The organism is Janthinobacterium sp. 1_2014MBL_MicDiv (genome assembly GCF_001865675.1).
Lineage (GTDB): Bacteria > Pseudomonadota > Gammaproteobacteria > Burkholderiales > Burkholderiaceae_D > Janthinobacterium.
Window position 1 is genome coordinate 2,160,116 of record NZ_CP011319.1, and the last position, 25,362, is coordinate 2,185,477.

The following is a 25,362-nucleotide window of genomic DNA, read 5'->3' on the forward strand; positions in this document are numbered from 1 at the left end:
CCGCATGGCCTTACGTGAATTGCGGCAGTCGATGCTGCTCGTGCATACCTGGACCGGGGTGGTGACGGCCAGCGTACTGATCGTCGTATTCTGGATGGGCAGCCTGTCCGTGTTCGACCGCGAAATCGACCGCTGGATGATGCCGGACACGCGCATCGCCGCCGCACCCGGTCCCGTCTCGGTGGAGCGGCAAATCTTGCCGGCCGTGGCGGCGCTGGCGCACGGCAAGGCGCTGGCCGAATGGTCGGTCTTCCTGCAGGGGCCGCGCAGCCCGGTGGCGCGGCTGCAGGTCGAGGCGCTCGATGGCGAGGAACTGTCGCGCCATGTCGATCCGCGCAGCGCCACCTTGCTGCCCGTGGCCGGCTCCTATGGCGCCACGTCCTTCTTCTTTCCCATGCATTACCGCCTGCACCTGTCGTTTGCCGGCATCGGCTACTGGGTCGTGGGCCTGGCCAGCATGGCGATGCTGGCGGCGCTGGTGTCGGGCGTGATCATCCACGCGCGCATTTTCAAGGATTTTTTCGTCTTTCGCCCGCGCAAGGCCTTGCAGCGCAGCGCGCTCGACCTGCATAACGTCAGCGGCGTGCTGGCCTTGCCCTTTCATTTCATGATCGTGCTGTCGGGCCTGGTGATCCTGTTTTCGATTTACTTTCCGGCGGGCATGCACGCGCTGTATCCGGGCGACCGGCAGGGTTTCCTCAACGAAGCCTTGTCGCTATACGAACGCGAGCGCTCGCCCGAGCCCGGCGCCGTGGCGATGGCGCCCATCGACGCCATGCTCGACACGGCGCGCCGGGCCTGGGGCGAGGGCGAGCCCAGCTATGTGCGCGTGCGCCATCCGGGCAACCGCAACAGCTATGTGGAAGTGAGCCGGGCCACCGCCGACCGGGTCAGCCTGGACGAACAAACCATGTATTTCGACGGCGCCAGCGGGCGAGTGCTGAAATACGTGCCGCTCAAGCCGGCCGCGGCGCTGCAGCGCTACCTGTCGGGCATGCACTTCGCCCTGTTCGAGCACTGGCCCCTGCGCTGGCTGTATTGCGCGGCCGGACTGGCCGGCTGCGTCATGCTGGCCTCCGGATTGATACTCTGGAGCGGCAAGCGCGCGGCCCGCCATGCCAAGGCGGGCCAGCGCGGCGCGCGGCTGGTGCTGGCCGTGGCCTGCTTCAGCACGACGGGACTGCTGGCCGCGACCCTGGTCATGCTGGTGGCCAACCGCCTGCTGCCGGCCGCCATGCCGGACAAGGCGCTGTGCGAGGTGCTGCTGTTCCTGCTGGCGTGGCTCGCCAGCGGCATCTGGGCCGGCATCGCCCTGTTCCGGCGCCGGCGGCCCGATGCGCCGTGGCTGCCGCAAGCGTGCTGCATCGCCGTGCTGGCCTTTGCCGCGCCGCCGCTCAACTGGCTGGGCACGGGCGACTTCCCCTGGCACGCCGTGTCGCGCGGCCAGCCTGCGGTGGCCGTGTTCGACCTGGCCCTGTGGCTGACGGCGGCGCTGGCGGCATGGGCGGCGCTGCGCTTGCGCCAGCATCAGCGGCATGCGCGCCGACGCGAGGTGTCGCATGCCTGAGTTGCTCGCCTGGATACTGTTGTTTGCCGGCAGCCATGCCTGTTTCGTCCTGCTGGCGCTGTCGCAGGAGCGGCATTGGCAGGCCGTCGGTGCGGCCGCCATGCCGGTCCATGCCGCCAGCCGTGGCCGCCTGTGCGGCTATGCGGGCCTGGCCCTGCTGTATGGCGTGGCCGTGGCGCGCGAGGGCGCCGGTTTCGGCAGCATCAGCTGGTGCATGCTGCTGTTTTTCGGCGCCATGACGGTGGCGCTGACCCTGAGCTGGGCGCCGCGGCGCCTGCGCTGGGCCGCGTGGCTGCTGCGCTAGCCACGCGCTGCCCGCTTACTCCGCGTCGGAGGCGCAGTAGCGGTCGCGACCCGTGTGCTTGGCGCGGTACAGCAGGGCGTCGGCGGCGCGGATCAGGGCGCTGGCGTCCATGCCATCCGTGGGCATGACGCTGGCCATGCCCAGGCTGACGGTGACGTGCGGGCCGACGCTGGACCTGGCGTGCGGGATTTGCAGCGCGCGCACTTCGTCGAGGATGCGCTGGGCCACCACTTCGGCGCCGCCGCGCGTTTCCTGCGGCAGCAGCACGATGAATTCCTCGCCGCCGTAGCGGGCCAGCAGGTCGGGCGGGCGCACGGCGCAGCGGCGCATGGCGGCGCTCACCTGCTGCAGGCACAGGTCGCCGGCCTGGTGGCCATAGGTATCGTTGTAATCCTTGAAGTGGTCGATGTCGGCCATGATCAGGGCCATGGCCATGCCGTCGCGGGCGCAGCGCCGCCATTCGCTTTCCATGGTGTCGTTGAAGCTGCGCCGGTTGGCCACGCCCGTCAGCGAATCCGTCAGCGACAGCTCGCGCATGGCGTCGGCCTGGCGCTTGATGGTCAGCTGGGTGCGCACGCGGGCGCGCACGACGGCCGCGTTGAACGGTTTCGTGATGAAATCGACGGCGCCCGCTTCCAGCGCCCGCGTCTCGTCCTCGGGCTGGTTCAGGGCGGTGACGAAGATGACGGGAATGGCGCTGAGGATGGCCGATTCGCGCAGCGCGTTGCACACAGCATAGCCATCCATGCCGGGCATGACGGCGTCGAGCAGGATCAGGTCGGGTAGTTGTTTATGCGCAATCTCCAGCGCTTTTTCGCCGCTCAGGGCGAACAGCACGTCGTGCTCCTCGCGCAGCAACTGGTGCAGGATTTGGATATTTTCCATGGCGTCATCGACGATGAGGATGCGCCCATTCATGGCAAGGTTGGTCCAGCTCACTTGTTTTCCTCTCGTTTCAGCTGATCGAGCACGAGCTTTTCCGCATCGGAAAAATTCAGCGTCTCGATCGCATTTGCCATCGCCAGAGCGGCTTCTCGGTCTGACTGTTGTATGGCGGGGTGCAGGGCGTGGAAGCGGGCCAGCGCCTTCAGGTTGTTGTTGCGGATCAATACGAGCAGTTCGGCCAGGCCGGCGCGCAGGTCGACCTGCGCCGCGCCGGCCAGGTCAGCCGCCGGCTGGCTGCGCGGCAGGGGCAGGGTGCGCGCCGCTTCGATGACTTCGGCCATCGCCTGTTCCAGCCGGGCCAGCGCAGTGGCCGTGGCGTGCGCATTGCCCGTCTTCAGCGCCTGTTCCGCTTCGGCGGCGAGGCGCGCGATGTCCGCCGCGCCCAGGTTGGCCGCCACGCCGCACACGCGGTGCAGCAGCTGCGCCGCCTGCCGGCTCTGGCCATCGGCCAGCAGGCGCCGCGTTTCCTCGACGGCGTCGCCTTGCGAATTTTCGAAGCGCTTGAGCAAGGCCAGGAAGGCGCCATAGTCGCCGCCGAAGCGGTGCAGCGCCGCTTCGAGGTCGATGCCGGGCACCGTGGCCGGCACTTCCAGCGCACCCGTGGCCGCGTCGTCCAGGGCAGCGCCAGCGCCGCCGGCGCTGCCCTGGCGGGCCGGCACGAGGCGCGTCAGGGTCTGGATCATCTCGTCGACATCGATGGGCTTGGCCACGTGCGCATTCATGCCGCTGGCGATGGCGCGCAAACGGTCCTCGTCCATGGCGTTGGCCGTCATGGCGACGATGGGCAGGTCCGGCAAACCGAGCGCGCGGATGGCCAGCGTCGCTTCATAGCCGTTCATGACGGGCATCTGCAAATCCATCAGCACCACGTCGAAGGCGTGCGGCGTGCGCGCGAGCACGTCGACGGCCAGCTGGCCGTTGGCGGCCACGGCCACGCGCGCGCCCGAGTGCAGCAGGATGTATTGCGCCACTTCCTGGTTGATTTCATTGTCTTCCACCAGCAGCACGCGCATGCCCGCCAGCAAGCCCGACAGGGGAGTGGAAACGGGCAGCACGGCCGGCGCGTTGCGGCCATTGCGCCCCTCGCGCACGGCCGCCACGGCCGCCAGCAGGCGCGCCGGCGTGGCCGGCTTGGCGACGATGCCGGCGAGCATCAGGCTGTCGGCCAGGCGTTCGAGGTTTTCGCTATCCTGGTCGGCCACCAGCATGATCACGGGCGGCAGCGCCAGCGCGCCGTCGCCGCGCGCCTCGGTCAGCATGGAAATGCCATCCATGCCGGGCATGGCCGCGTCGAGCAGCACGATGTCCGCCGCCGGCAGGCCGCCCGTGCCGCTGGCGTGGGCGCGCAGCAGGGCCAGGCCGGCGGCACCGCCATCGGCGCTGCGGCTGTGCCAGCCCTGCGCCGCGCACCACGCTTCCAGCATGGCGCGCACGCTGGCATTGTCGTCGATGATCAGCAGCGACAGCGGCCTGGCGGCAGCCTTGCCCGGCGCCTCGGCCACGGCGGCCATGGCGGCGACGCGCTCGAAGCGGCAGCTGAAGCGGAAGTCCGAACCTTCGCCCAGCGTGCTCCTGACGCTGATCTGGCCGCCCATCAAGTCCACCATGCGCCGGCAGATGGCCAGTCCCAGCCCCGTGCCGCCATATTTGCGGCTGGTGCTGGTGTCGCCCTGCGAAAAGGCGTCGAAGATATGCTCCTGCTCGGCCGCGCCGATGCCGATGCCCGTGTCGCGCACGGAAAACTCGAGCGTGACGCTGGCCGCATCCTCGGCCACGGCGCGGATGGAGAGCACCACTTCGCCCTGCTTGGTGAACTTGACGGCGTTGCCGACGAGGTTGATGAGGATCTGTTCCACGCGCAAGGCGTCGCCGACCAGCTCGGCCGGCACGCCCGGGTCGAGCACGAACACGGGTTCCACGCCGCGCGCCCAGGCGCTGCTGGCCAGCAGCACGCCGACGCTGCCCAGCATGCGCTCGAGCTGGAAGCGGCGCTGCTCGAGCACCATCTGGCCTGCCTCGATCTTGGAAAAATCGAGCACGTCGTTGACGATATTGAGCAGCGACTGCGTGGCCATCTGGATCTTGCTGACGTAGCTGCGCTCGCGCCGTTCCAGCGGCGACTCTTCCAGCAGGCGCGCCAGGCCGATGATGGCGTTCATCGGCGTGCGGATTTCATGGCTCATGTTGGCGACGAACTCGCTCTTCGCGATGCTGGCCGCCTCGGCCTTGTCGCGCGCGCGCACCATCTGTTCGTTCAATTCGTGCAGGCGCAGTTCCGTGCGCTTGAGCTCGGACACGTCCGAAGCCAGCACGAAGAAGCCCCGCACGCCGCCGCTGTCGTCGAAATCGGGAATGTAATTGGTCCAGGTATGGCGCACCTGGCCCGTGGGGTCGAGCAGGTCGCGCTCGAAGCTTTGCGGCCGGCCCGCCAGCACGCCTTCCACGTGGGGCGCATACACGTCGAACAGCTCCTGTCCCAGCAGCTCGCTCATGTGGATGCCGGCCAGCTCGGCGCTGCTGCGGCCAAACCACTCGTTGTAGAACTTGTTGGCAAAGCGGCAGCGCAAGTCGTGGCCCCAGTACGACACCATGCCGGGCAGGTTGTCGGTGACGGTGCGGATGAAGCGCTCGCTCTGTTCCAGGCGCCAGGTGGTGGCGTGCAGCACTTCGCTGGCGCGCTTGCGCTCCGTGACATCGATGGACACGCCCAGCACGTGGCTGGCGCGCCCCGCGTCGTCGCGCAGCACCACCTTGCGAGTGGTGAAATGGCGCGTCGTGCCGTCGGCCGTGTTGATCGCTTCCTGCTCGATTTCCACCATCTGCCCCGTCGCCAGCAGCTTGCGGTCGGCGCTGATGAACGCGGCCGCCTGCTGCGGCGGGAAGAAATCGTGGTCGGACTTGCCCAGCAATTGCTCGCGCGAGCGGCCCAGGGTCAGTTCCGTATGGCGGTTTACCATTTCAAAGCTCAGCTTGTCGGCGCGCTTGACGAAGACCATGGCCGGGATGTTTTCGATGATGGTACCGAACAGGTGCTTGGAACGGCGGAATTCCGCTTCGCTGCGCTTGCGTTCGGTAATGTCGAGCCACAGGCCGGACACGCCCAGCAATTGCTGTTCCTGGCCGAAGATCGGATGGTAGGAAACGATCCAGTGGCTGGCCTGCTCGCGTTGCTGTCCGCTATGGCCTTTCAGTTCGACATCGACGATGGCTTGCCCCGTTTCCAGCACCTGGCGCAGGCAGCGCTCGACTTCGACGCGCACGACGGGGTCGAACAGCATGGCGCCCACGGGACGGCCGATGTGCTGCGCCACGCTGGCCGCGTTGATGGCGGCCAGGTACTGGTTGATCATGACGATGTGCAGTTCGCGGTCGACAAACAGCATGCCGATGGGCGCCGTCGCATACACGGTTTCGAGCAGGCGCGTGGATTTCTCGAGCGCCAGCGTGCGTTCGGCCACCAGGCTTTCCAGTTGCGTGCGGTGGCGCCGCAAGTCGCGTTCGAGCGCGCCCAGGGCGCTCGCCATGTCGACTGATTCGCGGTCCGTATGTTTGCCCAGTAGCAAAGGTTTGCCTTGCGCCAGCGTCTGTATCTGCTGCGTCAGTTCCTGCAAGGTGCGCGCCAGGCGTCCGCCCATGCGCCACGCCAGGGCGAAGGCGGCGCCCAGCAGCAAGGCCAGGATCGCCGAACCCGTGACCACCGAGCGCAGCAGGGCTTCGGCCACCGTGCTGGTGCGCATGGTGACGGCCACCGTCCAGGCGTCGTCGCGCGCGCGGCGGAAGCCGGAATAGACATCGATGCCATCGAGCGTGACATGGCGCAGCACGCCTTCGCGCGCCTGGCGTATCTGCTCGAGCAACGGTGCCGCGCTGCGCTGGCCCACATAGCGTTGCGGCGCCAGCGTGCGGGCCACGTTGATGCCGTCGGCGTTGATGATGGCCGCGCCCAGGTAGGCCGGCAAGTTCAGTTCGCGCAGCAGCATGGGCAGGTAGTCGGCCGGGTACAGCGCCGTGAGCACGTAGGCGCCGCCGCGCGCGCGCGGCAGCGGCAGGTTCAGGGCCAGTTGTGGCACGGCGCCGGGAGCGTCGAGCAAGCTGGTCAGGCGTGGCTTGCCGTAATCGCGCGCGCGCTGCATGCTGGCGGTCCATTTTGGCGGCAAGGGCGGCGGCGTTTGCGCGGCCGGCAGCGCGGTATTGACCAGCGGGCGTCCCGCCGCGTCGGAAATGATGAAGGTACTGACGGCCACGCCCGGCTGCAGCAGGCTGGCCGCCAGCGCGCGCAGGGCGCCGGTGTCACCGTCCTGCAGGGCGGACGAGCTGGCCAGGATGCGCGCGGCCATCTGCGCGCCGCCCAGGTCGCGTTCGACGGCGGCGGCCACGGCGCGCGCCGCCTGCGCCGTCTCGCTGACCACATGGTCGCGTTCGCGCGTATAGCTTTGCGCCACAAGCAGGATAAATACCAGGGCCGTCGGCATGCCCCAGGCGAGCACCAGCCATGAAATTCTTGAGCGTATCGAAGGCAAATCTTGCACCCGGAAGGCTCCCAGAATGGATGAGTCGACAGGCCGGCTCACGCTGGCGCTGGCTGACGTAGAATGAAAAGATGCTAGACGAAATTGATTGTTCTGACAAGCCTAGTTTCTGGCAGTAAAAAAAGGTTGCGCGGGGCACACAGAAGCGGGGGCGGGCGGAGGAGGCGATGGCGGGGAAAGCGTCCCGCCGCAGGAGCGGCGGGAGGATAAACTGGCTTATTGCACGACGGTCAGCACGTCGACGTCGATTTCCGGGCTTTCCAGGAAGTCCTTTTCCACTTCGCCGCGGATTTCCACCTGGGTCTTGGCGTCGATCTTGCGGTTCATGAAGACCTTGTCATCGATTTCCACGCGGATTTCCGCCGTGCCGTCGGAGAAGCTGTATTTTTCATTGCCGACCTTGCGCAGCAGGTAGCCGCGCAGTACGACGGCCTGGTCGTCGACGGGATTTTTCAGGATGGCGGCCACGTTCTTCGGCGCTTCGGGACCGCTCGACGGACCCACGTATTGCGCTTGCGCGCCGCCGGCCAGCAAGGCAGCGGCGGCGGCCAGGGAAATGATCAAGGTGCGGTGCAGTGGCATGGTGTTCCTTTCAGTGATGCGCGACGGGCGCGGAGCATGCGGCGGGATGGCGCTGCGCTTGCGCAGGCTCCCGGCATGATAGTGACTGCCTGCTCAGAAAAACACGGCGGTGCGGGGAATGATAGCACCGGTATTGCCATATGGCATGTTCGCCCGGACGGAACCCGTGCTGGCCATGCCATCGTCGAGTTTGCTGTCGATCTGCTCCGCGTAGCCTTCGGGCAGGTTGTCGAAACGGATGCCGTTGCCCGCCCGTCCGCCCACTTCGTCGTTGTACAGGTAGACGGCGCCGCCCTGGGCGCTGGTCATGAATTGCGAGGTGCCGTTGTAGGAACCCGTGATGAAGCCGCCCAGCGCCAGGTGCTGCGGCGCCAGGGTGAATTCGCGCGGCTGGCCGTCGCCGATCTGGCCGTCGCCATTGCCGTTGCCGGCCGAATTGGGCACGTGCACGGTGCCCTGGATATCGTCGCCGGGCAGGGCGCGGAACTTGTCCTGGTAGGCGTTGACGGCGGCCGTCAGCGAATTCGACTGCTGGATGATGTTCTTCACCTTGGCGCTGTCGATCAAGCCTTGTCCCTTCAGCACGCCGCCGAGCAGCAGCCCGATGATGACCAGGACGATGGCGATTTCGACGAGGGTAAAGCCTTGCTGGCGGCGTGGAGTCATGGGATTTCCTTATCAAGAGCATGGACCTGCGGGGCAGGTCATCGGCAGTTTACTGCAAATGGCCACGCGCGGGGGGCGCTCCCGTCGCGTTGCCGGTGGCTGTATCAGTGCGTCGAGTGTGCTTTCTTTGCGCTAATTTGGACGGCAAGTTCGTCGAGGCGGCGCGCGAGGAAGGCCAGCTCGTGCGGGTCGGTGATCTGGCCGCTCTGGATCAGGCCGCCGATCACGAGGCGCGCGCTGTCGAGCTGGTCCATGTCTTCCAGGATGAACGCTTCCATCTCGCGCACCCACGGCGGCACGCGCGGCCCCGTCGCCAGCAGGCGCAGCTGGCGCGCATAGGTCAGGGCCAGCGGCAAGTCGCGCAGCTGGTGCTTCGCCGCCAGCACGGCTTGCGCCATGGCGGGCCAGCGGCGCGCCGGATCGGCCGCGAAACTGGCGGCGACAAACGCCAGCATGATGCGCGCGCGCCGCGGGTCGGCCACGCCCGCATACACGGCGCTGGCGGCCACCAGCGCGTACTGGCTGCGCGGGTCGAGCGCCTGCGCCGTCTCCAGCCAGGCCGCCAGGCGGTCGTAGTCGAGTTCGCGCCACGCCAGGCTGACGCCGGGCTGGTCCTCGAACGCCTGCAGGTACAGCAGCATCGCTTTCGACATGGCCAGCGGTTCGCCCAGGCTGGCCAGGCGCGCCACGGCCGCCGGCGGCGGCGCGGGCAAGGGACGCGCCTGTGGCGGCTCCGCCTGCCGCGCCAGCTGCCAGCCCAGCTGCAGCAGCAGGCTGGCCGCCAGCAGCCAGCGCAGGGCGCGCGGCACGCCGGACCAGGGGCGCAGGGCGATTCTCATCAGATATTCCGGCGGTAAAAGTCGCACAGGGCGCAGCTGGCCAGCAGGGTGACATAGATGGCCGTCTGCGCCGCGATGTGCGCCGCCGCGTGCCAGCTTCCCGTGGCGTACAGCAGCCATTCCGTGCGCGTGAAATCGTCGAGGCGCGGCAGCAGCAGGGCCAGCACGTCGACGGCGCCCGCCATCGTTTGCCGCGGCCAGGACGGACCCGCTTGCGGGCCGTGCGCCAGCAATTGCAGGCTGCCCACCGTGCGCGCCAGGACATAAAAGCCGCCCGTCGCGGCCAGCGCCGGCAGCGCCTGCTGCAGGCTGGCCGCGCACAGCAGGCTGAAGGCGGCCATGATCCACAATTCTCCCAGCAGGGAGGCGGCCCACAGGGCGCTGGCGGCGGGCGCGGCGAACGCGCTCATCAGCGCGCCGAACAGCACGGCCGGCACGGCCGCCAGCGCCGCGTAGCCCAGCAGCTTGCCCAGCAGGTAGGCCCAGCGCGGCATGGGCAGGGCCAGCAGCAGTTCCAGGCCCTTGTCGGCCGCTTCGCGCGCCATGCTGGTGACGATGAAGGCGGCCAGCAGGAAGACGCTGGCCAGGCGCAGCACGGCCGCCAGCAGGGCCGCCTGCACGGCGCCGCTTTCCGTCAGCGCCAGTTGCTGCAAAAAGCCGGCCAGGCCGGCGCCGGCGCAGGCGGCCAGCACGAATAGCCACAGCAGGCGGCTGCGCAGCGCTTCGAGCACGGTGTAGCGGGCGATGGTGAGGGCGGGGGCGAGCATGGCCATCAGCGGGGCAGCCTTTGCGCCGCCACCATGCGGTTGAACAGGATGTTCGGCGACAGCCAGACGACGAGGTCGTCGAACTCGCCGCCGGCCTGCGCTTCGCCGCTGGCGGCGCGGCTGATGAAGATGTTGGCGCTGGCGGCGTTGCTGCGCTCGTCGATGTGCCGGCCTGCGGGCTGCGCCTGGCGCTGGCCCTGCTCGCTGGTGGCGCCCAGGCCGTTCTTGCCGTGGGACATGATCATGGCGGGAATGTCGTTCAGCGCCGTCGCCTGCACCAGCGCGCCGCCGTTGCGCGTGACGATGCTGATGTCGCGCGGCGTGCCCAGGCTGAACTGCTGCTCGCTGTCGCTGAAGGCCGGCGTCACGCTGTAGCGGAACAGGTGGTTCCAGCTGTCGCTCTGGCGCAGTCCCAGGGTGGCCCAGGGCAGGAAGCCGACGCGCTTTTCGCCCGTGCAGCGGGTGCCGCGCCGGTCTTCCAGGCCATTCATGGCGGAAATGGCGGGGCAGGGCAGGTAGCCGTAGCGCAGCGCATGGCCCATCAGCGCTTCCTTCGCCTCGTCCAGCGCTTTTTGCGTCTCGGCCACCTTGCGCTGTTCCAGCTGCACCGTCAGCGGCGTGACGAGGCCGCCTATCATCAGGCCGACGATGACCAGCACGATGGCGATCTCGATCAGGGAAAAGCCCCGCTGGCGGGCGTGTTTGGCGGGGCCGTTCATGGCAGGTTGCGCGCGGCGCGCATGCGTTGGTAGAGGGCGGGCACGGTAATCCAGGTCAATTGGTCGTCGAAGGCGCCGCCTGGCATGGCGTCATTGCCGCTGGCGGGGCGCGAGATGAAGCTGCGGCTGGCGCCGTCATTGGCGGCCGCGTCGATGGCGCCGCGTGCCGCAGGGCGTTGCGCGACGCCGGCGCCGGACGTGCCATGGCCGTCCTTGCCTTGCGAGAACAGCACGGCGGGCAGGCACTGGGCGCTGACATCGCACTGCTCCTGTCCCGCCACGTAAATGAATTGGCCGCCGCCATCGCGCCCCAGCACGACGCGGTTGGCGACGGCGGAAAACGAGACGATGGGCGCGCGCGCCATTTCCGGCGTGACGCTGTAGCGCAGCAGCTTGCCCCAGGCGTCGACACCGGCCACGCCCAGCGCCACCCACGGCAGGAAACCGCTGCAATCGGCGTCGCCGGCGCAGTCGGCCGGGCGTTCGCGGCCATCGAGGGCGGAGGCGGCCGGACGCGGCAGGCGGCCATGCGTGGCGGCAAAGCCCAGCAGGGCCTCGCGCGCCTGCGCCAGGGTGGACAGGGTGCGCAGCTGGCGCTCCGCTTCGGCCGTGTTGCGGCCGAAGGCGCCGATCAGCAGGCTGGCGGCGCCCAGGCCCAGCACGGCCACCAGCAGCAGCAATGCGGTGCCGCGCTGGCGGCCGTATGGCGGCAGGGGTTTCATGGCTGTGCCTCGGGTGCTTCCGTGACGCTGCCGCTGGCCGGATCGTAGCGCTGGCCCGGTTTCAGCACCACCAGCTGGCCATTCGACAGGCGCAGGGTCAGGCTGCCCGGCGCTCCCGCCTTGCCGGGCGTCAGCTGGTTATGCGGCTCCTGCTGCGGCGTCTGGTTCAGCCAGATGGTGGAGCGCCCGCTGCTGCGCTGCACCACCCCGTTCAGTTCCACGGGCGGGGCGGGCGGCGGCGGTGGCGGAGGTGGCGGCGGGGCCAGGACGGGCGCGCCGGGCGGCGGCCCGTAGCGCTGGGCATCGAGCTGCGCCCGCTGTTCGGGCGAGGAAAACAACCGTCCCAGCGGCTGTCCCTGGGCGTGGACGGCGCTTGCCGCGCCGAGCAGCAGCGTCCACAGCATGGCGCGGCCCTTCATGGCCGCCCCTGCGCGGGCACGGGGGCGCTGCCCAGGGTCAGCCACAGCAGGCTGCAATCGGCGCTCAGCGTGGGCGCCATGGCTGCCGCGCCGCCGCCCGCGCCATGGCGCTTGAGCATGCAGTCGTGCACGGCAAAATAGCCGGCCTGGCGCAAGTCGCCCAGGAAATTCAGCAGATCGAGCTCATGCAATAAATCCATATGCAGCTGCATCTTGCTGGCGCGCAATTGATACTGGCCCGTGGCCACGGACGACGGCAATTGCAGCAGCTGCTGCGCGCCGATGTCGTAGCTGATCGGCAGCAGCTTGCGCTGTTCCTGGCTCAGGCGGATGGCGTCGATCCAGGCCAGGCGGTTTTCCTCGCCGATCAGGCCGCGCAGGCGCAGGGCGAGGAATTGCGGTTCATAGGCGCGGATTTCCTGCTTTTCCGCTTCCACGTGATTGAACAGGCTGGCGGCCGCCGAGCGCGCGTGGCGCGCCGTTTCCAATTCGTCGGCCTGGCGTTCGCGGTAGCCGATGCTCAGGCTGAGCAGCGCCAGGCTGGCCAGCATGGTCGCGGTAAAGCACAGCAGGGCGCGGCGTATCAGCGCCAGTTCGCCCAGCCACAGGGGCAGGGTGCGCGCGGGTGCGGCGGCTTTTTTCATGCCGGGCAGCGGCGGCTGCTTGAGGGGGCCGCTCATGGCTGCCACACGAGCAAGAGGGTGAAACGGGCCTGGCTGTCGGGCGCCGGCGTGGCGCTCCTGCCCGACAGGGCCACGCTGGAGCGCAGGTCCAGCGGCGCTTCCTCGATCGCCACCTGCAGGCCCGGCTGGCGCGCCAGCGTCTGCGCGAAGGCCGTGATGGCGGCCAGCGCGGCGCGGTAGTCGTTGTTCGGCATGTCGACATCCGCTTCCAGGCGCAGGGCCTGCGGCGGCGCGACGGGAATACCGGCCAGTATGCCGCCCAGCGGCGCGGCGCCGGCGCCATGCTGGGGCGGTGGCGGCTGCTGGCTGGCGGCCGTGCGCAGCGGCGCCGCGCCCGCATTCCATTGCAGCTGGCCCAGCTTGACCTGCGGCGCCTGGTCCAGCGCCGCGCTCAGCATGCCCAGCAGCCTGCCCGGCTCGGGCGCCTGGCTGGCGATCATGCGGCCCAGGGTCACGGCCACCTTCATGTTCTGCGTCTGCGCCGGCGCCGGCGGCAGGTTGGCCATGGTGCTGCGGTAGCGTTCCTGGTAGGACGCCGTTTCCTGCCGCAGCCGCTGCGTGCCGGCCGCATCGTTGATGCCGCCGAGCAGATTGATCACGCACCACAGGGCCGCCGACGTGCCGATCAGGGCGCTGGCGCCATACAGCGTCTTGCGCGCGCGCTGGAAGTGGTAGTAGCGGGCCAGCGGACCCGGCGGATAATGGCTGGGCGGCGGGTGCTTGCCCAGCAAAGTCAGCATTAACTGGTCGGCCAGGGCCGGCGTTTGCCGCAGGCCCACGCGCTCGCTGGCCAGCTGCAGGTCGATGAAGTGGTAGGCCACTTCGACGCCGTTGTCGCACAGCAATTCGAGCTTGGCGATCTGCGCGGCCGGCGCCAGGATGACGGTATTGAGCACGTCGCCGCGCGCCAGCATGCGCGTGCTGGTGAGAAATTGCCGCGTTTTTTCCGTTTCCAGCACGATGTTCACGGCCACGCCGTCGAGTGCGATGGTCGCCGTCTGGCGCGAAAAGCGCAACTGGCCCTTTTCGTAATAGCTTTGCCGCAAGCCGCCCGATTGCTGCGTCACGAGCAGCAGGTGTTCGTGCGTGAGCGCCAGTTTTTTTACCAGGGCAATACTCAGCAGGCTGGTCGAATACAGGCCGGCCACGGGGATGCGCAAGTGTTCGAGCGCTTCCGTCCACGGCTGCAGCAGCGAGGGATTGGTCAGCGCAAAGAACAGCACCTGGTCGTCGTGGCGGCCCGTGCTTTCGCGGCCCAGCAGGGCGCTGCCCCGGTAGGGCGTGTCGCGGTGCAGCTGTTGCTTGCGCCGTTCGAGCAGGGCGCGCCCCGCCTTGCCGCGCACGTGGGGCAGCAGCTGGCGCTGGAAGTCTTCCTCGATCAGGTCCGTCAGCAGGTAGGCGGGCACGTCCAGCCGTTGCTCGCGCGGGTCTTCCAGCCAGGCGGCAAAGCCGTCCAGCCCGGCCGCGCTGGCGGGAAAGCACTGGCCCGTGCCCAGCGCGCCGTTGCGCCAGTCGTAGGCGCACAGGGCTTCGCTGGTCAGGTAGAGCAATTGTTTGCGGAACACGGCGGCCTCAGGTTTTGATAGTGCTGATGGTGTCGTAGATGGGACCGAGCACCGAGAGCATGATCCAGCCCAGCAGCAGTCCCAGGATCACCGTCATCGTCGGCTCGATCATGGCTTGCACTTTTTCTATCAATTCCTTCACTTCGCGGTTGTAGAAATAACTGACATTGCGCAAGGCCGTGTCGAGCGAACCCGTCGCTTCACCCACCTTCAGCATGCGGATCACCAGCGGCGGGAAGATGCCCGTGTGCTGGAAGGCGGCCGTCACGCCATGGCCTTCGCTGATCAGCCGGGCGGCGCGGCGCAGGCCGGCGGCCACCACCTGGTTGCCGGCGATGCCTTCGGACAAACGGATGCATTCGAGGATGGTGATGCCGGACGCATACATCAGCGCGAAAAACGTGGCGAAACGGGCCAGGATGATCTTGTGCAGCACGGGGCCGACCAGCCACAGCCGCAGTTTCAAGCCGTCCCACGCATAGCGGGCCGCCTCGCTGCGGCGGATCGCCGCGCGCAGGCCGAAGAACAGCAGCAGGGGCAAGGCCAGCAGCACATACCAGTAATCGATGAACACATTCGACACGGCAATGAGCACGCGCGTGTGCAGCGGCAGTTCGCCGCCCATGTTGCGGATGAAGGCCGTCAGCTGGGGCACCAGGTAAATCATCAGGAAAAACGTCACGGCGCACACGACCACGGCGACGACGACCGGATACATGACGATCTTGCGCGTCTGCGAAGCCAGCTCATCCTGCCACTTCAGGCTTTCCGACAGGTTCTTGAAGACGTCGGCGATCTTGCCGCTTTGCTCTCCCGCAAGGATCAGGCTGGTAAACGTGGCGTCGAAGATGTCGCCATGCTGGGCCAGCGCCCCCGACAGGGGCAGGCCGCCTTCGATGCTCTCGATCAGGTCCGTGACGACTTCGCGCAGGCGCGGGTGATCCGTGCTTTCGCGCAAGTCGTTCAAGCCCTCGAGGATGGGCACGCCCGCGCCCGTCAACTGTTCCATGTGGAAACAGAAATTGATCAGGTCGCGGCGGTGGATGACCCGCTTGCCCAGCAACACCAGATACTGGCCCGTGATCTTGCAGTCGATCAAGTCGAGCTGCATGCGGTGCAGGCGCGCCTCCAGGTCCGGCACATTGGCCGCCTCCATGCTGCCGGGAATCATCTCGCCGGCGGCATCCATGGCGCGGTAGACATATTGCGCCATCAGCTGAGCCTATCCGTCAGGTCGACGACGCGGGCGACTTCCTCGAGCGTCGTCACGCCTTCGCGCACGCGGCGCATACCGTCGTCGACGAGGGCCTTGAAGCCTGCCGCGCGCGCGGCGGCCTTGAGTTCGCGCAAGCTGGCGCGGCGCGCCGTCAATTCATCGAGTTCGGCCGTCATCTTGAGGATTTCCATGATGGCCAGCCGTCCCTTGTAGCCCTGGTGCGCGCAGCGCTCGCAGCCGGCGGCGCGGCAGATGTTCACCGGCGGCGCTTCGGACGCCAGGCCCAGCAGGCGGCGCTCGACGTCGTCGGCGATCGCCGTTTCCTTGCAATGCGGACACAAGCGGCGCACCAGGCGCTGCGCCACGATGCCGATGATGTTGCCGGCCATGATGTCGGGCAGGATGCCGATGTCGAGCAGGCGCGAGACGGAGCCGATGGCCGAGCTTGTATGCAGGGTGGAATACACCTGGTGCCCCGTCATGGCGGCGGCAAAGGCCATTTCCGCCGTTTCGCGGTCGCGGATCTCGCCGACCAGGATGATGTCCGGGTCTTGCCGCATCATCGAGCGGATGCCGTCGGCAAAGCCCAGCTTGACGGAATCGTTGACCGAGGTCTGGCGTATCATGTTCATCGGATACTCGACCGGGTCTTCCAGGGTCATGATGTTGACGCTTTCCGTATTGATATGGTTGAGTATCGAATACAGGGTGGTGGTCTTGCCGCTGCCCGTCGGCCCCGTCACGAGGATGACGCCGTCGGGGCGGGCGATCATCAGTTTGAGCAGGTTCAGTTCCGTTTCGGCCAGGCCCAGCGCGTCGAGCGGGACGATGCCTTTTTGCCGGTCCAGCACGCGCAGCACGAAGTTTTCGCCATGCGTGGTCGGTTGCGCCGAGGCACGAAAGTCGATTTGCCGGCCGGAAAACTTGATGCTGATGCGCCCGTCCTGCGGCGCGCGCGCCTCGGCGATATTCATGTTCGACATCACCTTCAGGCGCACGGCCATGGCCGGCCAGTACGATTTGTGCAGGCTGCGGATTTGCCGCAGGATGCCGTCGATGCGGTAGCGGATGCGCAGGAACGACTGTTCCGGTTCGAAATGGATGTCGGACGCGCTGTTTTGCACGGCATCGGCCAGCAGCGCGTCGATCAGGCGCACCATGGGCTGGCTGTACTCGTCCGAAGGCGAGGCCATGCTCTGGTAATTGACTTCGCCCGTCTCGATCTCGTGCAGGATGCCGTCGATCGACAGCTCGAAACCGTAATACTGGTCGATGGCGCGCGAAATGTCCGATTCGTTGACCAGCACCGTGGAAATCGTGATGCCCTTGACCAGCATGGCGCTGATCTGGTCCAGCGCAACGATGTTGCTGGTGTCGGCCATGGCCAGTATCAGATTGTCGGCTTGCCGCTCGTAGACGATGGGAAAGACGCGGTAGCGTTTGGCCACGTCCTTCGGGATCAGTTTCAGGGCGATGGCGTCGACCACCAGGCTGGACAGGTCGGCGCTGACTTGCTTGAGGTTTTCGCTGAGTGCTTCGCGCACCGTGGCTTCCGTGACGAAGCCCAGCATGATGAGCAGCTTGCCCAGCGGTTCGCTGCTGCGTTTCTGCTCGATCAGGGCGATGCGCAGCTGGTCTTCGCTGATCACGCCTTTCTGGATCAGCAGCTTGCCAAGTGGAAGTTTTGCTTGTTCTGCCATGTAATGCTTATTCCTGACGGATGATGACGATGGCCGGGTCGGCGGGCGCGGCGGAGGAGGCCGCCGTAGGTGCGCCGCCCAGTTCGCGCAAGCGCGTCTGCACGACGGCGCGGTCGAAGGCGGCCGGCGCCGTTTGCGCCAGGACCAGCGCGCGCTGGTAATAGGTGGCGGCCAGCTTCGGCTGGTTCAGCCGGTCCAGGCCGACGGCCAGGTTGAAGGCATAATCGGGATTGCCGGGCACGGCGCTGTAGGCGCGGAAGAATTGCTGCTGCGCCTCGGACCAGCGGCGCTGCTTGGCGTACACATTGCCCAGTGCAAACAAGACGGGGCCGCTGTCGGGCGAACGGGCCAGGATGGCTTTCAATTTCGCTTCGCTCTGCACGACGTCGCCCTGGCGCAAGCCGATCAGTCCCGCCAGCGCCACGCCATCGTCGGGATTGATCTCGAGCAAACGCACATACAGGGCCGCCGCCTGCGCGCCCTGGTTTTCGCGCTGGGCCACGGCCGCCAGGCCCAGCAGCGCGTCGCGGTTGCTGTCGTCCTGCTGCAGCACGGCTTCATACTGCTGGCGGGCCGTGCCCAGCTGGCCGCCGTTCAGCGCCTGATACGCCTGCTGCACGCCGGGATGGACCTGCGGCGCGGGCGCGTTGCGCAGCACCTGGATCTGGCTGTTGTCCGGCGCCATCACGGGCGGCAGGCTGGGCGGTGCGGGCGGAGGCTGCTGCGCCAGCTGCGCGGCCACGGCCGCCTGGGCCGCCGCCTGTATCATCGCCTGCTGTTCCGCCGCGGCCGACGGGCTGCGCGCCTCGTGGCGCGGCTCTGGCGGCGCATATTCCGGCGCGGTGGCCGCTGCGGTGGCTGGCGCTGCCGCACCTGGACCGGGCAAGACGAGGATGGGACCGGCGGCGCCGGCCGTGCCCGGAGCGTCCGTCAGCGGCATGGGCACGCCGGGCAGGTTGGCGCCCGCGCCAGGACTGTTGCTGGCGCGCCAGTACCAGTAAGCCATGGAACCGGCCACCAGCAGCAGGATGGCCAGCAGCACGGCCAGGCGCACGGTGGCCGGATCGACGCTGATGGGTCCGCGCGGCGGCGTCTTGCTGCGGCTGGCGCCGGCCGCGGGGCGTGGCCGGGCCGGCGGCGCTTCGCTGCGCGCGCGCTGTGCCTCGGGACGCGGTCCCGCGCCCGGCTGGGCCGCGCTGGGGTCAGGTTGGGGCCTGGCCGGCGGCGCGGGCGTCGGTGTCGGTGTCGGTCCCGGTCCCGGCGCCGGTCCCGCTGAAGGCGCCGGCGCCTCGGCCAGCGGTTCCAGGCTCAGGGTGCCTGACGAGGGCGCCGGCGGCGCGGCGGCTGGTGCCGGCCGCAATGGCGCGGCATCGGCTGGCGCCAGTGCCAGCACCTGGTCGTACGCTTCGGACGGCTTTTCCAGTTCGTCCTCGTGCAGGCTGTTCTGCTTGGCGCGTTCGGCTTTCTTCAGCGCCTGCATGAGCAAGCTCATGGGACATCTCCCTGCAGGCGGGCCTGCGGCTGGACGGCCGCAGCGGGCTGCCCATCCGAGTACGGCTGGGTGTTCAGCGGCGCCTGGCCCGGCAGCAGGTAGCGGTAGTCGCGGTAATCGCCGTCGATGCTGGCATCCTTGACGACCACGGGGCGCATGAAGATCACCAGCTCCGTCTTGCTGCTTGCTTCGTTACGATAGGTAAACAAGTTGCCCACCACGGGCAGGCTGGACAGGCCAGGTACGCCATCCTTGGCATTGTCGATGGAATCCTGCATGAGGCCGCCCATCACGGCGATCTGCCCATTGCCCACCTTCATGATCGATTCCAGCTCGCGCGCCTGGATCACGGGCACGCGGCTGACCACGCTGGCCGTGGCCAGGGCCGGATTCGGATCCTGCACATAGCCGACGATGCGCGTGATGGTGGGGCGCACGTTCAAGGTCACTTCATCGCTGTCGGAAATCTGCGGCGTGACGCTCATGACGAAGCCCACGGGCACGGTTTCCAGCTTCGATTCATAGGTGGCCGGCGTGGTGATGGTGCCGGTCGAGCTGATCACGGCCGGCGTCACCTTGATGGTGAAAAAGACATTGTTGTCGACCACCTTCAGCATCGCCGTCTGGTTGTTCAGCACGCTGATCTTCGGGCTGGACAGCACTTTCACCTTGCCGAACGATTCCAGCAGCTGGATGGTGGTGGTAAAACTGTCTTTCAGATAATTGAGCACGAAGAGGCCGGGCGTGGTGCCGGGCACTACGCCGCTACTGAGCGGGGTAGTGCCCACTTGCTTCTGGGTCAGGCTCAGGCTGCCCGTCAGGCGCGACCAGTTGATGCCCTGCTGGTATTCGTTGCTCAGGCGTACCTCGATGATGGTCGCCTCGATCAGTACTTGCCGCTTGGCGCTGTGCAGCACGACGTCGAGGAATTCGGCGATTTTCTCATGCTGGCGGCCCGTGGCCCGCACGGCGATCAAGCCGCCCTCGACATTGACCACCACCGACGACGGGCTGCCCTTGTTGGCCAGTTTTAACAGGGGCATGCCGTTCGCATCCGTGGGCTGGGCCTGGTTCGCGCCGGGGTTGGCCTGCTGCTGGCCCGGCGCTGCCTGGCCTTGCACATACTGGCCGCCATTCTGCTGCGGGAGCTGGTTGCCGTACTGGCCGCCATATTGCCCGCCATACTGGCCCGGCACAGGCTGGTTGCCGCCCTGGTTCTGGCCCTGTTGGCCCTGCTGGCCTTGCATCGTCGTCAGTTGCTGGTTCAGCTGCGCCAGCGGATCGACTTGCACATCGTTAAGCGTGGTTTCGCGCAGCAAGTCGCGGATATTCCTTTCCAGGCTGTACCAGAAATTATTCTCTGAACGATTCACCACCAGGGTAGTCGAATTGTTATTGCCGTTGCTGCCGCCCTGGTTGCCGCCATTCGGATTGTTTCCGCTATTCGTGCCGCCGCCGGCCGTGGAAATCTGCGTGGCGATATTGACGCTGCTGTTGGTGCTGCGCGCCATGTTGACGTAATCGATCTTGTAGTTGCGCCAGACGGGCGCGTCGGGCAGCACCAGCAGGTTCTTGCCATCGATTTCGTAGCGCATATCGACTTGCTTGCTGATACGCGCGAGCAATTGCGGCAGGGTCTGGTTCAGCGCGTTGAGCGTTACGCTGCCGTCGATCTGCGGGTGGATGTCGATATTCATGCCGGCATCGCGCGCCAGCGCGAACAGCAGCGACTGCACGGGCACCTTGTGCACGGTGACGCTGTAGGTTTCGGCCTTGGCGGCCGGCAGTGGCGCGGCCAGCACGCTGCTCTGCTGTACGGGTTCGGGAATGGCGCCAGCGGGGCGCGGTGCTTCATTGATATGTCCGGGCGATACGGGCATTTGATGCGAAGCACAGCCGGCCAGCATGGCGCAGCAGGCAACGGTGACGCAAGAGGCCAGCACAGGAATAGGGTGTTGAGTCATGAAAAGTTCGCCCTTGGAGTCGTGTTGTGCTTTTGCAATTTTAACCACCATGATCCTCTAAAAGCAATCGTGTGTGCAGGCCCGGGAGGGAATATGAACAAATAAAGTTGGTAACCACCACGTCAGGGTTTTTCCTGGGAAATGGATATCATTTCCTTGCGGATACTGTCGATGTTGCTGAGTAATGGTTTCTGTGGTGAGGTAGTCGTCAATCTCGCCCACACGGCCTGTGCGCTGGCGCGGTCGGCGAAGCTGCCATAGACGATGGCCAATCGCCAAGCGGCGCTTGCCGGCGTGTCCTTGGCCGCGTTGGCGCGCGTATGGGCGCTGGTTTTGGCAGTGGCACGCGCACCGGCATGCAGATCTGCCTGTGCCGCGGCAAGCGTGGCGTCGGGCGCGTCGGGCGCGTTGGCGCGCAGGCGAAAGACGTGGATGTCGCGCAAGCCGATGGCTTGTTGCGCTTGTTGCAGGAATGCTTCCGCCGTCGCCGCGTCGCTGGCGGGCATGCTGGCGACATGCAGCACCAGCTGCTGCGGCTCTTGCCGCGCCAGCCATGCGCGCGATGCGGCCAGGCTGCTGTCGAGCAGCGGCGTGGGTGCCGGCCGCTGTGCGGGCGCCGTTGGCCCGGGGCTGGCCTGGGCGCGTGCTTCGCTGCGTGACGGCCTGCTGCTGGCTGCTCCGGCCGGCGTACTGGCTGTTGCCAGCAGTGGCGCCGCCGATGCCGATGCCGATGCCGATATCGATGCTGGCGCGCTGGCCGGCCTGACGGGCGGCGCCGATGACGGCATTGACGCCGGTGCTGGTGCCGGTGCCGGTGCCGATGCTGCGGCGGTGGCCGGCGCCGATACGAATGCGAATGCGGCGCTTGGTGTCTGTGCTGTATCCGATGTGCCTGGCGCCTTGCCCGCCCGTGTGCCTGGCATGCTGCCAGCCGGCACGTTTGCCGGCGCACCTGCCGGCGCCGGTGTTGCCAGCGGTGCGGGCGTCGGTGCGGGCGCTTGTCCATCCGTGCGCACTGCCGCCGTCGCAGGCGCGCCTGTGCCTGTAGCGCCTGTGCCTGTATCCGCTGCCGGCCGTGCCATCGACACAGGGGCAGGGGGGCTTGCCGCCAACGGCGCCAGCCATTGCCACAGCAACGCTCCGGCCAGCAGCAGCATGACGGCGATCAAGGCGCGCGCCAGCAGCGTGCCGGCATGCCATGGCGCGGGGCCGAGCGTGCCGAACGGGCTGTCGGCGATCGCCAGGCGCAGGTGGCGCGCCGCCACTTGCTGCGCATCGTCGGCGTACGCGGCCAGCAAGGCCTTGTCGGCGAGGATGTTGATCCTGCGCACGATTCCCTGCGACGCGCGGGCCAGTCGCCGCAGCGCCTGCGGCGTGAAGACGAGCGGCGTGGCGCGGCCGGCGGCCGCCAGCCGGCATGCCAGGTAGTCGCCCAACAGGGAGGGCGGCAGGCGCGGCACGGTAAAGCTGTGCGTGATGCGTTCCTTCAATTGCCGCAGCTGCGGCAGGGCCAGCGTGTGCTCCAGTTCCGGCTGGCCAAACAGCACGATTTGCAGCAGCTTGTGACTGGCCGTTTCCAGGTTCGTCAGCAGGCGCAGAGCTTCCAGGGTGGCCACCGGCATCGCTTGCGCCTCTTCGGCCAGCAGCACCACCTGGCGGCCCGCCGCATGCCTGGCGATCAGTTCGCCGTGCAGGGCGCGCAGCACGGCATCGGCGCCATGGCCGGTCGTGTCGAGCCCCAGCTCGGCGGCGATGGCGTGCATGACCTCGTCCGCTTCCAGGCTGGGGTTGAGCAGGTACAGCACATCGACCGGCGCCGGCAGCCGTTCGGCCAGCATGCGGCACAGCATGGTCTTGCCGCTGCCCACTTCGCCCGTCAGCTTGATGATGCCTTCGCCTTGCGTGACGGCGTACAGCAGCGCGGCCAGCAGCTCGCCCCGCGTATTGCCCGGATAAAAGAAGGCGGGATCGGGCGTGATGCCGAACGGGGCCGTGCGCAAGCCGAAATGGGCCAGGTACATGCCGTGCGGCGACCTTGCGGGCTTCATGCCGCGATGCAGTTCAGGAACGCCTGCTCGAGGCTGGCATCGGCCGCGCCGCCGTGGCGCGCGCGGCATTCGGCCGGCGTACCCGTAAACAACATGCGGCCTTCATGCAGGATGGCCATGCGGTCGCACAGTTCGTCGATATCGGCCAGCGCATGCGAGGTGAGCAGGGCGCCGCGGCCCTGTGCCCGCAGTTGCCGCAGCGCCTGCTTGAACAGGGCGCGCGCCTTCGGGTCGAGTCCGCTCATCGGTTCATCGAGCACCAGCTGCGGCTTGCCTGACAATAAACAGGCAGCCAGTCCCAGTTTCTGCATCATGCCTTTCGAATAGTCGCGCGCGGGCCGGCTCAGGGCGGACGGCGCCAGGTCGAGCGCGGCGATGGCCGCTTGCACGGCTCCCTCGTCGTAGCGCACTTTGTGCAAACGCAACAGATAGCGCAGGAAATCGCCGCCCGTCAGGTAATGCGGCGCCTGGAAGCGTTCCGGCAGGAAGGAGATGGGCTGGCGCGCCGCGCTGTGCCGGTGCGGCTGGCCAAAGATGGCGATGCTGCCCAGGTCGGGCGTGCAGAAATCGAGCAGGCATTTGAGCAGGGTGGTCTTGCCCGCGCCATTCACGCCCACCAGGCCGAACAGCTCGCCGGCGCGTATGTCGAGGTCGACGCCGCGCAGGACGGCATTGCCGGCCAGCTGCTTGTGCACGTTGTGGTACTCGATGGCGCAGGCGTTCATAGGGGCAATGGTGGATGGGGACGGTGAACGACCGCCATTATTGCCATGCGTTCCGGCGCCCGGCAAGTGTTTCCTTGTCGTCTGCGGAAATGCGCAAATATCAAACGATGGAATGTATTTTCTTTAAGAAACAACAGGTTCTGGAATAAAATACCAGCGCACGCCGTTGGCGTGCATCGTCTGTCGAATCTGTCGAGGAGCAAGCATGGCAAGGCCAGAGAAAGTCCGGCTCGGTGAAATTTTGGTGCAGCAGAAATTGCTGACGGAACAACAGTTGGGCCAGGCCTTGACGGAACAGAAGCGCTCGGGGCGCAAGCTGGGGCGCGTCTTCGTCGAGCACGGCTTTGTCACGGAAGAGCAGATTTCGGGTGCGCTGGCGCGCCAGCTCGACATTCCCTACATCAATCTGAAGTTTTTCAACATCAATCCCGAACTGGTGCGGCTGTTGCCGGAAACCCAGGCGCGGCGCTTCCGCGCGCTGGTGCTGGAAGACCGCCGCGAGGGCTTGCTGGTCGGTATGTCCGATCCGACCGACCTGTTCGCGTACGACGAGATCGCGCGCCTGGTCAAGCGCCATATCGAACTGGCTGTGGTCAACGAGACGGAAGTGCTGGCCGCCATCGACCGCATTTACCGCCGCACCGAGGATATTTCCACCCTGACGCGCGAGCTGGAGCAGGACCTGGGCGACGTCTCCGTCGACTTTGGCGCGCTGGCCGTCAATCCGGGCCTGGAAGAGGCGCCCATCGTCAAGCTGCTGCAATCCGTGTTCGAGGATGCCACGCAGGTGCGCGCCTCGGACATCCATATCGAGCCGCAGGAGGGCCGGCTGCAGATCCGCTTCCGCATCGACGGCGTGCTGCATCTGCAGACGGAGGCCGACAGCAAGATCGCCAGTTCGCTGGCGCTGCGCCTGAAACTGATGTCGGACCTCGATATTTCCGAGAAACGCCTGCCGCAGGATGGCCGCTTCGCCATCCGCGTGAAGAATCAGCGCATCGACGTGCGTATCTCGACCATGCCGACCCAGTACGGCGAGTCGGTGGTGATGCGGCTGCTGAACCAGGGCGGCACGACCCTGCGCCTGGACGCCATCGGCATGCCGCCCGCATTGGTGGACCGGTTCCGCGCCATCGTGCACCGGCCGAACGGCCTCGTGCTGGTGACGGGACCCACCGGCAGCGGCAAGACGACGACCCTGTACTGCGCGCTGGCCGAACTCAATTCGGTGGAAAAAAAGCTGATCACGGTGGAAGACCCCGTCGAATACCGCTTGCCTGGCATTAACCAGGTGCAAGTGAACGACAAGATCGAGCTGAACTTCGCCCGCGTGCTGCGCTCGGCCCTGCGGCAGGATCCCGACATCGTGCTCGTCGGCGAGATGCGCGACCAGGAAACGGCGCAAATCGGCTTGCGCGCCGCCATGACGGGCCACTTGGTGCTGTCGACCCTGCATACGAACGACGCCATCAGCACGCCGCTGCGCCTGATGGACATGGGCGTGCCCCGCTACATGGTGGGCAGTTCGCTGCAAGCCGTGCTGGCGCAGCGCCTGGTGCGCGTGATCTGCGAAAGCTGCAGCACGCCGTACGCGCCCACGCCCAACGAATACGAATGGCTGCGCCTGGAACTGGGCGAGCTGGTCGAGCGCAACCAGTATTTCCACGGCAAGGGCTGCTCGCATTGCAATGGCATGGGTTACCGGGGCCGCACGGGCGTCTACGAATTGCTGGAAATCACGCGCGCCGTGGCCGACGCGGCCAACCATGCCGATCCGTCGCATTTCATGAAGGTGGCATCGGCGCAGATGGCGGGCGAGACCCTGCGCCGCCACGCCGTGCAGCTGGTGGTGCAGGGCCGCACGACGGTGCTTGAAGCGATGCGCATCAGCAACCAGAGCGAGGATTGAC

General features: G+C 67.2%; 20 protein-coding genes. 3 read left to right on the forward strand and 17 right to left on the reverse strand.

All coding sequences use genetic code 11. The features are described from left to right. Positions 1-4: 4 nt before the first annotated feature. On the forward strand, positions 5-1,567 hold the full coding sequence (locus YQ44_RS09495) for a PepSY-associated TM helix domain-containing protein (RefSeq protein WP_083411730.1): 1,563 nt from the start codon (positions 5-7) through the stop codon (positions 1,565-1,567). Beyond that, positions 1,560-1,871, forward strand: coding sequence for a DUF3325 domain-containing protein (locus YQ44_RS09500; protein WP_071323167.1), 312 nt, complete (start codon positions 1,560-1,562; stop codon positions 1,869-1,871). The genes YQ44_RS09495 and YQ44_RS09500 overlap by 8 nt, the downstream gene beginning before the upstream one ends. A gap of 15 nt (positions 1,872-1,886) precedes the next feature. Here the strand turns inward: YQ44_RS09500 and YQ44_RS09505 are convergent, their stop codons facing one another. From YQ44_RS09505 to YQ44_RS09585, 17 genes are all read right to left on the reverse strand, one after another. Further along, entirely contained in the window at positions 1,887-2,810 is a 924-nt protein-coding gene (locus tag YQ44_RS09505; protein ID WP_071323168.1) for a diguanylate cyclase domain-containing protein, read from the reverse strand. Then, positions 2,807-7,345, reverse strand: coding sequence for a PAS domain-containing protein (locus YQ44_RS09510; protein WP_232251214.1), 4,539 nt, complete (start codon positions 7,343-7,345; stop codon positions 2,807-2,809). The genes YQ44_RS09505 and YQ44_RS09510 overlap by 4 nt, the downstream gene beginning before the upstream one ends. A gap of 216 nt (positions 7,346-7,561) precedes the next feature. Then, on the reverse strand, positions 7,562-7,927 hold the full coding sequence (locus tag YQ44_RS09515; protein ID WP_071323169.1) for a YgiW/YdeI family stress tolerance OB fold protein: 366 nt from the start codon (positions 7,925-7,927) through the stop codon (positions 7,562-7,564). Positions 7,928-8,020: 93 nt separating this feature from the next. Continuing rightward, positions 8,021-8,593 carry a prepilin-type N-terminal cleavage/methylation domain-containing protein gene (locus YQ44_RS09520; RefSeq protein ID WP_071323170.1) on the reverse strand — a complete coding sequence of 191 codons (573 nt, stop codon included), beginning with the start codon at positions 8,591-8,593 and terminating at the stop codon, positions 8,021-8,023. 104 nt (positions 8,594-8,697) lie between these two features. Next, positions 8,698-9,432 (reverse strand): hypothetical protein, encoded by a 735-nt coding sequence (locus YQ44_RS09525; RefSeq protein ID WP_071323171.1) that lies wholly within the window; start codon positions 9,430-9,432, stop codon positions 8,698-8,700. Next, positions 9,432-10,205: an ABC transporter permease subunit gene (locus YQ44_RS09530; protein WP_071323172.1), complete on the reverse strand. Its 774-nt coding sequence runs from the start codon at positions 10,203-10,205 to the stop codon at positions 9,432-9,434. The genes YQ44_RS09525 and YQ44_RS09530 overlap by 1 nt, the downstream gene beginning before the upstream one ends. Further along, positions 10,205-10,918: a type II secretion system protein gene (locus YQ44_RS09535; protein WP_071323173.1), complete on the reverse strand. Its 714-nt coding sequence runs from the start codon at positions 10,916-10,918 to the stop codon at positions 10,205-10,207. The genes YQ44_RS09530 and YQ44_RS09535 overlap by 1 nt, the downstream gene beginning before the upstream one ends. Further along, positions 10,915-11,640, reverse strand: coding sequence for a hypothetical protein (locus YQ44_RS09540; RefSeq protein WP_071323174.1), 726 nt, complete (start codon positions 11,638-11,640; stop codon positions 10,915-10,917). The genes YQ44_RS09535 and YQ44_RS09540 overlap by 4 nt, the downstream gene beginning before the upstream one ends. Continuing rightward, a complete protein-coding gene (locus YQ44_RS28775; protein WP_156894755.1) occupies positions 11,637-12,059 on the reverse strand; it encodes a hypothetical protein in 423 nt (140 codons plus the stop codon). Before YQ44_RS28775 ends, YQ44_RS09540 begins: the two co-directional genes overlap by 4 nt. Beyond that, complete coding sequence (locus tag YQ44_RS09550; protein WP_232251217.1) at positions 12,056-12,739, reverse strand: hypothetical protein; 684 nt, start codon at positions 12,737-12,739, stop codon at positions 12,056-12,058. Before YQ44_RS09550 ends, YQ44_RS28775 begins: the two co-directional genes overlap by 4 nt. Further along, positions 12,736-14,307, reverse strand: coding sequence for a hypothetical protein (locus YQ44_RS09555; protein WP_071323176.1), 1,572 nt, complete (start codon positions 14,305-14,307; stop codon positions 12,736-12,738). The genes YQ44_RS09550 and YQ44_RS09555 overlap by 4 nt, the downstream gene beginning before the upstream one ends. Positions 14,308-14,314: 7 nt before the next feature. After that, positions 14,315-15,520, reverse strand: a complete 1,206-nt coding sequence (locus YQ44_RS09560) for a type II secretion system F family protein (RefSeq protein ID WP_071323177.1) — start codon at positions 15,518-15,520, stop codon at positions 14,315-14,317. Further along, positions 15,520-17,223 (reverse strand): GspE/PulE family protein, encoded by a 1,704-nt coding sequence (locus YQ44_RS09565; RefSeq protein ID WP_071323178.1) that lies wholly within the window; start codon positions 17,221-17,223, stop codon positions 15,520-15,522. The genes YQ44_RS09560 and YQ44_RS09565 overlap by 1 nt, the downstream gene beginning before the upstream one ends. Positions 17,224-17,230: 7 nt before the next feature. Next, positions 17,231-18,715 (reverse strand): tetratricopeptide repeat protein, encoded by a 1,485-nt coding sequence (locus YQ44_RS09570; RefSeq protein WP_083411733.1) that lies wholly within the window; start codon positions 18,713-18,715, stop codon positions 17,231-17,233. Continuing rightward, positions 18,712-20,679, reverse strand: coding sequence for a type II secretion system protein GspD (locus YQ44_RS09575; protein WP_071323179.1), 1,968 nt, complete (start codon positions 20,677-20,679; stop codon positions 18,712-18,714). Before YQ44_RS09575 ends, YQ44_RS09570 begins: the two co-directional genes overlap by 4 nt. A 122-nt stretch (positions 20,680-20,801) precedes the next feature. Beyond that, positions 20,802-22,727: an ExeA family protein gene (locus YQ44_RS29510; RefSeq protein WP_232251220.1), complete on the reverse strand. Its 1,926-nt coding sequence runs from the start codon at positions 22,725-22,727 to the stop codon at positions 20,802-20,804. Next, a complete protein-coding gene (locus YQ44_RS09585) occupies positions 22,724-23,452 on the reverse strand; it encodes an ABC transporter ATP-binding protein (protein ID WP_071323180.1) in 729 nt (242 codons plus the stop codon). The genes YQ44_RS29510 and YQ44_RS09585 overlap by 4 nt, the downstream gene beginning before the upstream one ends. Positions 23,453-23,657: 205 nt before the next feature. Here YQ44_RS09585 and YQ44_RS09590 point away from each other — a divergent pair, with 205 nt between their 5' ends. After that, positions 23,658-25,361 (forward strand): GspE/PulE family protein, encoded by a 1,704-nt coding sequence (locus YQ44_RS09590; RefSeq protein WP_071323181.1) that lies wholly within the window; start codon positions 23,658-23,660, stop codon positions 25,359-25,361. The last annotated feature ends 1 nt before the right edge of the window (position 25,362 follow it).